11 protein-coding genes are annotated in these 11,730 nt (G+C 64.0%); 6 read left to right on the forward strand and 5 right to left on the reverse strand.

Annotation, left to right across the window (positions count from 1 at the left end):
• Positions 1-34: 34 nt before the first annotated feature.
• From ipdE1 to A5733_RS02240, 4 genes are all read left to right on the forward strand, one after another.
• Positions 35-1,183 carry an acyl-CoA dehydrogenase IpdE1 gene (gene ipdE1, locus A5733_RS02225; protein WP_076238911.1) on the forward strand — a complete coding sequence of 383 codons (1,149 nt, stop codon included), beginning with the start codon at positions 35-37 and terminating at the stop codon, positions 1,181-1,183.
• A 2-nt stretch (positions 1,184-1,185) separates the two neighbouring features.
• Entirely contained in the window at positions 1,186-1,977 is a 792-nt protein-coding gene (ipdF, locus tag A5733_RS02230; protein WP_076238912.1) for a (5R,7aS)-5-hydroxy-7a-methyl-1-oxo-2,3,5,6,7,7a-hexahydro-1H-indene-carboxyl-CoA reductase, read from the forward strand.
• Positions 1,978-2,438: 461 nt separating this feature from the next.
• On the forward strand, positions 2,439-3,197 hold the full coding sequence (locus A5733_RS02235) for a cysteine hydrolase (protein WP_076238913.1): 759 nt from the start codon (positions 2,439-2,441) through the stop codon (positions 3,195-3,197).
• A complete protein-coding gene (locus A5733_RS02240) occupies positions 3,197-3,868 on the forward strand; it encodes an AmiS/UreI family transporter (RefSeq protein ID WP_076238921.1) in 672 nt (223 codons plus the stop codon). The genes A5733_RS02235 and A5733_RS02240 overlap by 1 nt, the downstream gene beginning before the upstream one ends.
• Positions 3,869-3,894: 26 nt before the next feature.
• Here the strand turns inward: A5733_RS02240 and A5733_RS02245 are convergent, their stop codons facing one another.
• From A5733_RS02245 to A5733_RS02265, 5 genes are all read right to left on the reverse strand, one after another.
• Positions 3,895-5,337 carry a CotH kinase family protein gene (locus A5733_RS02245; protein WP_076238914.1) on the reverse strand — a complete coding sequence of 481 codons (1,443 nt, stop codon included), beginning with the start codon at positions 5,335-5,337 and terminating at the stop codon, positions 3,895-3,897.
• Positions 5,318-5,995: a DUF4956 domain-containing protein gene (locus tag A5733_RS02250; protein ID WP_076238915.1), complete on the reverse strand. Its 678-nt coding sequence runs from the start codon at positions 5,993-5,995 to the stop codon at positions 5,318-5,320. The genes A5733_RS02245 and A5733_RS02250 overlap by 20 nt, the downstream gene beginning before the upstream one ends.
• A 24-nt stretch (positions 5,996-6,019) precedes the next feature.
• A complete protein-coding gene (locus A5733_RS02255; RefSeq protein ID WP_076238916.1) occupies positions 6,020-6,895 on the reverse strand; it encodes a polyphosphate polymerase domain-containing protein in 876 nt (291 codons plus the stop codon).
• Positions 6,896-7,364: 469 nt separating this feature from the next.
• Positions 7,365-8,834 carry a hypothetical protein gene (locus tag A5733_RS02260; RefSeq protein WP_233152596.1) on the reverse strand — a complete coding sequence of 490 codons (1,470 nt, stop codon included), beginning with the start codon at positions 8,832-8,834 and terminating at the stop codon, positions 7,365-7,367.
• 70 nt (positions 8,835-8,904) lie between these two features.
• Positions 8,905-9,762: an AraC family transcriptional regulator gene (locus A5733_RS02265; RefSeq protein ID WP_083665951.1), complete on the reverse strand. Its 858-nt coding sequence runs from the start codon at positions 9,760-9,762 to the stop codon at positions 8,905-8,907.
• A 96-nt stretch (positions 9,763-9,858) separates the two neighbouring features.
• Between A5733_RS02265 and kstR2 the strand changes: the two genes are divergently transcribed.
• Both kstR2 and fadA6 read left to right on the forward strand, forming a co-directional pair.
• Positions 9,859-10,488, forward strand: coding sequence for a TetR family transcriptional regulator KstR2 (kstR2, locus tag A5733_RS02270; protein WP_076238918.1), 630 nt, complete (start codon positions 9,859-9,861; stop codon positions 10,486-10,488).
• The gene (gene fadA6 / locus A5733_RS02275) at positions 10,481-11,629 is read left to right on the forward strand and encodes a steroid 3-ketoacyl-CoA thiolase FadA6 (protein ID WP_067775536.1); all 1,149 of its coding nucleotides are present in this window, start codon (positions 10,481-10,483) and stop codon (positions 11,627-11,629) included. The genes kstR2 and fadA6 overlap by 8 nt, the downstream gene beginning before the upstream one ends.
• The last annotated feature ends 101 nt before the right edge of the window (positions 11,630-11,730 follow it).

An 11,730-nucleotide genomic window follows, 5' to 3' on the forward strand; every position in this document is an offset into this window, starting at 1 on the left:
ACAAAGCAAGTGCTTGGTAGGTTAGCCTACAGGGGTGATAGAGGTCCAGGAGTTCCGGGCCGAGGTCCGGCAGTGGCTCGCAGACAATCTCGTAGGCGAATTCGCAGCGCTCAAGGGCCTAGGTGGACCGGGGCGTGAGCACGAAGCCTTCGAAGAGCGCCGCGCGTGGAATCAGCATCTGGCCGCCGCGGGATTGACCTGCCTCGGTTGGCCCGTCGAGCACGGCGGTCGCGGGCTGTCGGTTGCGCACCGCGTCGCCTTCTACGAGGAGTACGCCCGCGCCAACGCGCCGGACAAGGTCAACCACCTGGGCGAGGAGCTGCTCGGGCCGACGCTCATCGAGTACGGCACCCCCGAGCAGCAGCAGCGGTTCCTGCCCAAGATCCTCGACGTCACCGAGCTGTGGAGCCAGGGTTACTCCGAGCCCAACGCCGGCAGTGACCTGGCCAACGTGGCGACGACGGCCGAGCTGGTCGGCGACGAATGGGTGATCAACGGCCAGAAGGTGTGGACGTCGCTGGCCCACTGGGCGCAGTGGTGCTTCGTGGTGGCGCGGACGGAGAAGGGCTCCAACCGGCACGCCGGCCTGTCCTATCTGCTGGTGCCGCTCGATCAGCCCGGCGTCGAGATCCGCCCGATCATCCAGCTCACCGGAGACTCCGAGTTCAACGAGGTGTTCTTCGACGATGCCCGGACCGACGCCTCGCTGGTGGTCGGTCAGCCCGGTGACGGCTGGCGCGTGGCGATGGGCACGCTGACCTTCGAGCGTGGGGTCTCCACGCTGGGCCAGCAGATCCGCTATGCCCGTGAGCATTCCAACCTCGTCGAACTGGCCAAGCGCACCGGCGCGGCCGACGATCCGCTGATCCGTCAGCGGTTGACCGAATCCTGGACCGGTCTGCAGGCCATGCGGTCGTATGCGCTGGCCACCATGGACGTCGAGCAGCCGGGTCAAGACAACGTTTCGAAGTTGTTGTGGGCCAACTGGCATCGCGAACTCGGCGAGATCGCCATGGACGTACAGGGCATGGCCGGGCTGACGTTGCCCGACGGCGAGTTCGACGAGTGGCAGCGGCTGTATCTCTTCTCCCGGTCGGACACCATCTACGGCGGGTCCAACGAAATCCAGCGCAACATCATCGCCGAGCGGGTGCTCGGTCTACCCCGAGAGGCCAAGGGCTGAGCATGAAGGATTTGTCTGTCGCCCCCAAAGAGGTCGAGGGTCACGGTCTTTTGGCGGGCAAGGTCGTTCTCGTGACCGCCGCCGCCGGTACCGGCATCGGCTCGTCCACCGCCCGCCGCGCCCTGCTGGAAGGCGCCGACGTCGTGGTGTCCGACTACCACGAACGGCGCCTGAACGAGACCCGTGACCAACTGGCCGAACTCGGCCTGGGTCGGGTCGAGGCCGTGGTCTGCGACGTCACCTCCACCGAGGCGGTCGACGCGCTGATCGCCTCAGCGGTCGAAAAGATGGGCCGGCTCGACGTTTTGGTCAACAACGCCGGACTGGGCGGAGAGACCCCGCTGGTCGACATGACCGACGACGAGTGGGATCGCGTCCTCAACGTCACGCTGAACTCGGTCATGCGGGCCACCCGCGCAGCGCTGCGCTACTTCCGCGGCGTCGAGCACGGCGGCGTCATCGTCAACAACGCCAGCGTTCTCGGTTGGCGCGCACAGCACTCCCAGTCGCACTACGCCGCGGGCAAGGCCGGCGTCATGGCACTGACCCGGTGCAGTGCCGTCGAAGCCGTCGAGTACGGCGTCCGCATCAACGCCGTCTCGCCGAGCATCGCGCGGCACAAGTTCCTGGAGAAGTCGGCCGACGCCGCCCTGCTGGACCGGCTGTCCTCGGACGAGGCGTTCGGGCGCGCGGCCGAGCCGTGGGAGATCGCCACCACGATCGCTTACCTGGCCAGCGATTACTCGAGTTACCTGACCGGCGAGGTCATCTCGGTGTCCAGCCAGCGGGCCTGACGTCGCGGCCACGGTTCTCGGCGGGATAGGCGATGTGCCCGCCTAGTAGCGACAACTCAGCGACAATCGCCTCATCGGCAACGCAGGCATCATCAATCTCATTGTCGCTGGTCACTTTTGGCAGAGCAGCACCACTGATCGCATGAGCCTCACCAGTCCAGTGCCCGGTTGCGAGCGACTCTGTCGCTGATAGCTGGACATCACGAAATCTGTTGCGCGCGAGGCCAATGCGTCTGCCGTGACACGAGTATTCATCGACCGCGTGACTGGCGATGCCGACGGTACCTGTGTGGCGATTGTCGCTGAGTTGTCGCTATTAGGCGGGCACCACGGCACCCCGCGCGGAGCCGGTGCCAGTGGGATCCATGTGACTCAGAGGTGACGCATCGGGCACGGGCCGCCCAGAATCGTGCCGATTCAAAGCCTGTCGAGCCGGCTGCAATCGGCCGAAGGTATGCCGTGTGACCGCACTCTCCGTCGAGGCATCCCCTCGAACCACTCCGCTGGAACCGGTCGAGCTGGATCCCCAGGCACTGGGATATCCGACCGACAACCGCGCTTCCATCCCACCGCTGGCCAAGCAGTGGCAGGGGCTCGACTTCTCCGAGATCCTCTCCAGACCTGCGGCATTTCTGTCGATCAGCCAGTCCAATTCGCTGTACAAACCCGGCGGTGTCCAGTACGCTGAAGGCCACGCGTATCGCGGCAGCCTTGAGGCGACCGTGAAGGCGGTGAAGGCCGCACGATCGGCGCCGAATTTCGTGTCGTTCAACTGGATCGGGTTCTCGGTCTTCCGTGACGACTACCCGAAGACGGATTTCGATCGGGTGCAATACGACGGTTGGACCGGCCACCTCGATGCCACACCTGAGCAGATCGCGTGGGACAACGAACTCGTGGGCGAGCTGCGCGATCTGGTCGAGCCCGGCGACAACGAGTTGTACGAGAAGGCACTACAGACTGCCTTCGTGGGAACCGATCTACCCGGCGCGTTGAGCCGGCAGCGGGTCGAGGTATTGGTGCTCACCGGCATCCATCTCGATTGGTGCGTGGAAGGCAATGCCCGTGCCGCGCGGGATCACGGCCTGTTGCCCATCGTGATCGGTGATGCGACGGGCACGGCCGATCCCGAACACGAGCGTGCCGCCTTCGAACGGATCAACAACTTCTTCGCACCGGTGATCACTTCGGATCAGTTCGTGGAGTGGGTCGGCCGCTGATGGGAAACGTCGGGTTGCTTCTCGTGGGTGTGGTGCTCTTCGTCAACGGGCTGGTCTCCGTCGGGATCGTCGAGGCCAAAGGTGCTGCGCCGCTGAACCTTTTCGTCGGTGCCGCTCAGGTTGTCCTGCCGACGCTCGTGCTGGTCCAGTCGGGCGGTGACCCGGGCATCGTCAACGCGACGTGGCCGAGTTATCTGTTCGGGTTCACCTACCTCTGGTTCGCGTTCATTCAGATCTTTGACATCGATACCCGTGGCTTCGGTTGGTACAGCGCGTTCGTCGCGGTGATCGCGGCGTACTACGCCATCAAGAGCGTCGGCACCGATCCGGTGTTCGCGGTCATCTGGGGGACGTGGGCCGTCATGTGGTCGCTGTTCTTCGTCCTGCTGGGGCTGGGCCTGACCAAGGCGGGACGGACGGATCTGGGCCACTTCACCGGATGGCTCCTGATCTTGCTCGGCATTCCGACCTGCACGGTGTCGGCGGTCCTGCTGTTGAATGGGGTGTGGTCCACCTCGGCGCCGGCTGGTTGGGGCGCGCTGGTGGTCGCGCTGCTGGCCGGTCTGCTGGCCGTGCCGCTGTCTCGACGCAGCGCTGGGCCGCAGGCCCTGCCGGTACTGCAATCCGAGGCCTCGGTGGCGGTTGTCGAAGAGGTGCCCCAGCCCGCGTGATTCAGCTCAGCCGAGGGTGACCGGAACTATCCCGAGTGTCGGTTCAGCGCGGTCATGCGACGGTCGATCCACTGGTGCATGGAATCGACTGCCTCCCGGAGCTTTTGTTCGGGCAAGCCGTCGGTCACCGGCACCGTGGCAGCGATCTGGTCGAGCAGGGTGTGAGCGTGCCCGTCGGCGTACATCCGGTCGTAGAGCGCCCAATAGGCGTCGTCGTACGTCGGCGCCCAGGCCTTCGATGCCAGGAATTTGTCTTTGAGCAGGTTGCCACCCAGTTTCGGCGGTGGTCCGTTCTTGCCTTTGGGGCCGGGCGGAGGCGGGAGGCCCTCGGGAATCTTGATTTCCACCTTGTCGTGCGGTCCGGTAGCGGTGTCACCCGCCATCGCGAGGTTGAGATCCCATGAGACGACGGAGAATTTCTTGGTGGTCAGGTCGTACCAGAGGTAGTAGTTCTGCCCCGGCCCGCCCATGTCGTCGGCATTGACCAAGAGATTCTGGGTGGCCAGGTACCGGGCCAAAGATTCGACGTCCACCCACTCGTCCAGCCGGGCGTCGAACTCTTGTTGGTCGGCGTTGTGCAGCCACTGCGCGAAGTTGATGACCGGCTGCAGGTTTCCGTTGTCGACGGCATTGATCTGCTTGAACTGGTCGGCGTATTTGGATTGGTCGCTGCCGGCGTATTCCAGGCGGGACTTCGCGTCGGACTTGTACAGGTAACCGTCGGATTCGAAGAGCGTGTTGGCGTACGTCTCGTCGGGATGTTCGAGGAGCAGTCGGGTGGTGCTCTTCCCGTTGAGTGTGTATGTCGCGTAGGCGAAACGCTGAGTGGGCTGTCCGCTGGCACCGGTCAACGACAACGCCAGCGACTCGTTGAGTACCGGAGCGCCCGGTCGGACCGACAGCTCGGTGAGGCCCTGATAGCCACGGCCGTCGGCGTTTTCGTCGAAACTGATCAGCAGCGGCAGCGAGGTCGGATCGTCGGCTTTGGCGGTCATCGACATCATGGTCTTCATGAACTCGTCGGGCACCGGTGGCGCCCCAAGCTTGCCGGGCATCGGCGGACCATCACCTCGCAGGCCCATCAACGTGGAGTTGCCTTTCAGCCGCACCGCCACATCGCCGATCGGGGTGCCGTCGATGACGATGTCCGCGGTCACCCACTTCTTGGCGCCGTCTTTGACGTAGGCCGAGAGCATGTCGTCGTACTCGGCCGGGGTGAGGTCGACGGTCAGAGTGTGCGGCACGGTGGGATCGAACAGATCGACGGTGCCGGTGATGTTGTCGGTGATCGGCGAGGCCATCACCGTGACGTCACCGGTGATGTAGGGCCGGATGCGGGTCTGACCGACGGCGGCCATCAACCCGACGGTGGCCACCACAAGCAACGCCAGCAGTTTCCAGTGCTGACGCAGCCGCGTCGGTAACCGGTGAACAAACCGTCGCCGCGGCTCAGATGTCGGTCTGGTCATAGCCGGTCAGAACCGTCACCCGCTGCCCGGTGTTGACCGCGCCCAGCGCGGCAATCAGCTCACCGGCCTTACGGCCCTTCTTCAGCTGTGCGGTGTAGTAGAGCTCGTTGAGGGCGCCGGAGCGTGCGGATTCGGTTGACACCAGCTCGAATTCGGAGCAGAAGTCAATCAGTACATCCTCCACCCGGGCGGTGTATTCCGGCTCCGGCGGTACCTGCACCTTGACCACCTGGCGCTGCACGTCCAGGGAGAACCAGTTGAAGCGGTACATGATCACCAGTACCAGGCAGACGACGACGGTGGCCACGACTGCCAACAGGTAGAAGCGGGTGCCGGTGGTCATGCCGACGGCCATGGCCAGGAAGATGAATCCGACGTCGCGGGTTTCCTTGATGGCGTTGCGGAAGCGGATCACCGACAGCGCACCGACCAGGGCGAAGGCGCGGGCGATGTTGGACCCGACCACCAGCATGATCACCGAGATCACCATGCAGACCATCACCAGGGTCTGCACGTAGGACTGACTGTAGGAGACGTTCTTGTGGGTGTAGCGGTAGACCCAACCGATGATCGAGGCGAGTACGAACGACAAGGCCAAAGATGCGGCCACGTCGAACACGGTGAACGTCCCGCTGAGATCCTGCAGGTCGATGGTCATCGAATTCCTTTGTGGTAGTGCTGTTTACAGGTTGACGAGGGAGCCGGGGGTGGGCATGGCCAGTTCGGGCGCGCCGATGGCCGAGCGGGGGGCCAGGCCGAAGGCCTGAACCGACTGGCAGTACTTGGACACCCGGATCACCGACATATCGGCCCGGGCTGCGAGGTCGGTGACCCAGTAGGGCACCCGCTCGTTGGCTTTGATCTCGACGATCGCCAGTTTGGGCGGAATGATGAAGCGGTTCTGTGCCCCGGCCGCGAAGTGGAAGTCGCGGTCACGGCCGTGCACCTTGTGGTCGATGGTGACCCGTAGGCCGAGGTCGGCGTCGCGACCGACGAACGCTTCGCGCAGGTACCCGGTCGTCACGATCGGCCGCAGGTCGAGGTTGCCGATCAGCATGGTCACCTCGTCGACGAACGGGCGCTCGGCCGGATTACAGGCGAACTGTTCCCGCTCGTCGAGCCAGCGCCGGGCGGTGCCGTAGGGCAGGGCGATCCGGCGCTTCTGGGTGACTCGGTTGACCCGTTGCTTGATCTCGAGCTGTACCGAGGTGTCGTCGGTGCACTCGGCCGGTGTGCCGTAGAGCCGCAGCCGCAGTTTGCGCCGGAAACGCAGTCCTTCGATCTTTTCCCAGTAGAACCGCAGGTCTGCGGTGTCGTAGTACAGCGACGTGACCGGGTAGCCGCCATGCGGCGAGTACGGGTCGGAGTCCATGTGGGCGGCTAATTGTTCGCGGAGCGCCGGCACCTTGAACTCGTCGAGCAGGTACTTGATCTCGTACCGGTTGAACGAATGCAGCCGGCTGGCGGTCTGCTGGTAGCCGGTCGGTTTGGTGGGTACATCCTCGTGTTGCCGCGTGGCCTCCCGGTCGCGCCGGGAGAACCGGTCGAACACCCTCATCGATAACCGTCCGTCTTTCTGTCGTTCATTTAGCTGGACTAGCAGATCATCTTCAGCTATGAATTTCATGAGAGACGGCTAGCTGCCAGCTGTCCGCCGGCTGCAAGGCCCATCGAGAATCGGCACTCGGAGAAAGTCGTTAACCAGGACGAGGCCCAGTGGGTGCCCTCCACCGCGGCAGTTCGTGTTCGTCGACAGCCGCCACAAAGAGAAGTACAAGATGTGGGCGGAACCGTGGCGGGGGTGGTTTCCCCTCGTCGCGGCTACCGCTGCCGCTAAACCAGGTGCGGACGTCGGGTCGGTGGCTGTCGCACGCGGCCAGCGATCTGGGAGTTGGCCCTCGATCGAGCGCGCCTGCCCGGGTACTGCGCGGCCGCACTGGTCTAACCGCAGTACCGGTACATTTCACTCTTTGGCTTCGACGGTGGCCCTTATCCGATCATGGCTGGGGGCCACCGTCGAGCTGCTACTAACTGTCGCTGCTGGAACTGCTGGTTCCAGCTCCGTTCTTGTTCTTGCTCTGCTTGTTCGTGGATTCCCGAGCAGCCTTGCCGGCAGGGGCCTTGTTATTTCGGTCTTTCAGTCCGGCGACTGACTTCTCGATACCGTCGCGAATATCGTTGAGGCCGCCGTTGAACTGGTTGGCGGCGTTTTCGAGCGAGGTGCGCAACTGCTGGCCGCGTCGAGTCGATGTAGTGCCGATCTCTCCCGGTTCTGCCTTGTTTCCGGTCGAAAGACCCTTTGCGCTATTGGATTTCACCTTCGCTGTGGCGCCGTCGTCATCCTCGGCCGGGGTGGCGTCGGATTCGGTGAGCCCGGCCGTAGAGTCGGTCTCAGCTGATGCGGGATCTACCTCTGTGGGCTGGGCGGCGACGCTGGTATCGGCGGGCTGCTCGGTGGCGGGAAGCGTACTGGTCGGAAGCGAAACCATCTTTCCGGCAGTGACACCGGGGAGGGCCACCGAGGTGGCAGCGGCAGGCGTGACTGGCGGCGCGAGGTTGGTCATGATGGACTGAGGGATCTTCACCAGCAACGATGTCAACAGACCTCCAGAAGTGAGAGTGCCCGTGCTGCCGATCATGCGAAACTCGACGAGCCCGCCGCGCGCGTTCAAGAAGTGATCGACGGCGTCGGCAGGGGCATTGAGCACCGCCCCGAGAACGCCGAGTGCATCGCCAGCCTCAACAGCATCGACGGCCTTCTGTGCGGTGATGCCAACCGAGAGAAGCGGCGACCATGCCAGATTCGCAACGGGCGTCACGAGTGACAGCAACTGTATCGGTGCCGTGATCGCCCACGCGATGTCCACAACATCCTGCATGATCTGGTTCGGCACCACGATGAAATCCATCATCCCCATCAGCGGGGACCCGAGTCCAAGCAATGACATGACCGTGCTTTGGACCGTCCGGGCGGCCGCCTCGGGCTCTCCCGACGCCGCCAATTCGAAGGCCGTCTGCAGTCCGGCTGGGAGGGTTGTGGCCGCCCAATGCTGAAGGCCTTCGGCAACTTGGGGAAGATCGCCGAATAGTGCGTTCCCATAGCCTTCTAGCTTGGCCTGAAATAGCTCGAGCATCCCCGGAAGGGATTTCTCCGGCCGTGCGTCCATGTAGTCACCGATTTCGGTGAGGTTGGTGGCGGTGGCTTCGAAGACCTGCATCCACCTGGTGATCGGGTCGACGAAGGTGGAGGCGGCCAACTGCACCGAAGCCGACGAGACGGCCGGCACCTGAATGTCGGGCGGGGGCGCTGTGACGGGCGTTATCGCGATAGCACTCGTCGCCGCGAGTGTTATTGCGGCCGTTGAGAATGGACGTAGGGCTGGGTGCATCAGGATCCCTTCGGGGACAGTCGATATCAATGACCGGGCGAAGGTATCTGAGAACTGGCTGAGGAAACTTTCACGTTCTGCGCGAATTTCACGTTCTCGTTGGAACATGTTCTAGATCCGGGGTACCGCAAACGGGCCGGGCGCGTACCAGCCGGGCCCGACGGGATAGGTTGCCGTTTTAACGTCCGAGACGGTAGGCGCGGGGCGTGACGCCTACGCGGCGACCGAACACTGTGGCAAAGTGACTAGGCGTCGAGAAACCCACTGCTGCCGCGATTTCCGTGATCGACAGGGAGGTCGTCAACAGCAATGACTTTGCCTGACTGATCCGGCGATCCAGTAGGAACTGGTGTGGTGTGGTGTGGAAGGCATCTCGGAATGCCTTGATGAATGTGTCGACCGGCATGTCGACCAGCCGTGCGAGCGAGTCCAGTTTGATGTCGGAATCCAAACTGTCGTTGATGTATTCGATGATCAGCGATCGAGCGGCCGGGTCCAATGTGCGTCGACCGTATCGTCGACGTGGCTGCTTGGCGGTATGGGTGTCGATGATCAGCAACCGCAGCGTCTCCGCTGCGGATTCGGTCAGCAATTGCGCGATGGTGTCCTCGCGACCGGCCACGCTGCCCACTGCCTCGACCAGGTGATGGATCAGTGGATTCCTGTACTTGACCCGTGGGATCAAAGCCGGATCCCCGACCGCGCGGCCCGGAATGGCGATCTCGCAGTATCCCGCGGTGTCGCCTTGCATCAGGACTGACGACGCGACGCCCGCAGGCCTCCACCAGATGTCGCCGGGAACGGGCGGAACGCGACCCGATGGTCCCCAGTCGATCAACGTCTCCATCGAACGGATGGCACCGTGTCGGTACACGTAGAGCCAGTGGTTGTCGTCATCGACGCCGCACCAATCGGTGGGCGCGGAGATCTGCTCGGTGACGAAGTTGAACGTCAGGCCACGCGACGCGACAGCCTCTTGCTTCAAGATTGTCCGTGGCGTCATGGGGCGATCGCTGTTCCACGGCTTCAGCGCCATGCGCGGATTGTATTCATCTTGATAGCGGACGACGGCGTTTTACCGTGATCAACCTCGGACGTGACCTAGCAAGCGCTTGGTTGCTATGCTGTGGCAATGGCGCCGGATACGCCCAGCCCCCCGGCTAGCAGACGCGACGAGCTCCTCGACCTCGCCGCGACCATGTTCGCCGAACGCGGCCTGAAGGCGACGACAGTCCGCGACATCGCCGACTCCGCCGGAATTCTCTCAGGCAGCCTGTATCACCACTTCAAGTCCAAAGAGCAGATGGTCGAGGAAGTGCTCAAGGACTTCCTGGATTGGCTGTTCGGGCGGTACGAGCAGATCCTCGAGCAGGAGTCCAGCCCGCTCGGCCGGCTCACCGGCCTGTTCATGGCCTCCTTCGAGGCGATCGAGCACCGGCACGCGCAGGTGGTGATCTACCAGGACGAGGCCAAGCGACTGTCGGCGATCCCGCAGTTCGGCTTCGTCGACGAGCGCAACAAAGAACAGCGCAAGATGTGGATCGACATCCTGCACCAGGGCATCGCCGACGGATCGTTCCGCCCCGACCTCGACGTCGACCTGGTGTACCGGTTCATCCGTGACACCACCTGGGTCTCGGTTCGCTGGTATCAACCGGGCGGTCCGCTCACGGCCGAGCAGGTGGGCCGGCAATACCTCGCCATCGTCCTCGGCGGCATCGTCGCGGATAACGACACTGTCAAAGGAGACAACCATGCGTGAGGCTTACATCGTCGACGCCGTGCGTACGCCGGTCGGCAAGAAGAACGGCGCGCTGGCGCAGGTGCACCCGATCGACCTGGGCGTGCACGCATTCCGCGCCATCTTCGACCGCAACGACGTCGATCCGGGTGCGGTTGACGACGTCATCGTCGGCTGTGTCGACGCCATCGGCGGGCAGGCCGGCAACATCGGCCGCCTGACCTGGCTGGCCGCCGGCTACCCCGAGGCCGTCCCCGGCGTCACCGTCGACCGGCAGTGTGGTTCCAGCCAGCAGGCCATCTCCTTCGGCGCCCAGGCGATCATGTCCGGCACCGCCGATCTGATCCTGGCCGGCGGCATGCAGAACATGAGCTGGGTGCCGATCTCCTCGGCCATGATCGTCGGCAAGGAGTTCGGATTCACCTCGCCCACAAACGAATCCAAGAACTGGCTGCACCGCTACGGTGATCAGGAGATCTCGCAGTTCCGTGGCTCGGAGCTGATCGCCGAGAAGTGGGACATCTCGCGCGAGGAGATGGAGCAGTTCGCCTACACCAGCCATCAGCGGGCGTTCGCCGCGATCCGGGCCGGGCACTTCGACAACGAGATCGTCCCGGTCGGCGACTTCGGTGTCGACGAGGGTCCGCGGGAGACCACGCTGGAGAAGATGGCCTCGCTGCAGCCCCTGGTCGAAGGTGGCCGGCTGACCGCCGCGTTGGCCAGCCAGATCTCCGATGGTGCCTCGGCCGTGCTGCTGGCCTCAGAGGAAGCGGTCAACAAGCACAACCTGAAGCCTCGGGCCCGCATTCACCACATCAGCGCCCGCGGCGACGATCCGGTGATGATGCTGACCGGCCCGATCCCTGCCACCCAGTACGCCCTGGAGAAGACCGGTCTGTCGATCGAGGACATCGACACCGTCGAGATCAACGAGGCATTCGCACCGGTCGTGCTGGCCTGGCTCAAGGAGACCAAGGCCGACCCGGAGAAGGTCAACCCGAGCGGTGGCGCCATCGCCCTGGGCCACCCGCTCGGTGCCACCGGCGCCAAGCTCTTCGCCACGATGCTCAACACCCTGGAGCGCACCGGCGGCCGTTACGGCCTGCAGACCATGTGTGAGGGCGGCGGCACCGCCAACGTCACCATCATCGAGCGCCTTTAGTAGTCCCGCGAGCAGACGCCAAAACCCCCCTTTTTCACCGCGGGGGTGGGGTTTTTGGGTGGTGGGGCGGGGGGTATGGGGGGTGGTATGGGCGGGGGGGG

Source organism: Mycobacterium sp. NS-7484 (assembly GCF_001953975.1).
Classification (GTDB): Bacteria; Actinomycetota; Actinomycetes; order Mycobacteriales; family Mycobacteriaceae; genus Mycobacterium.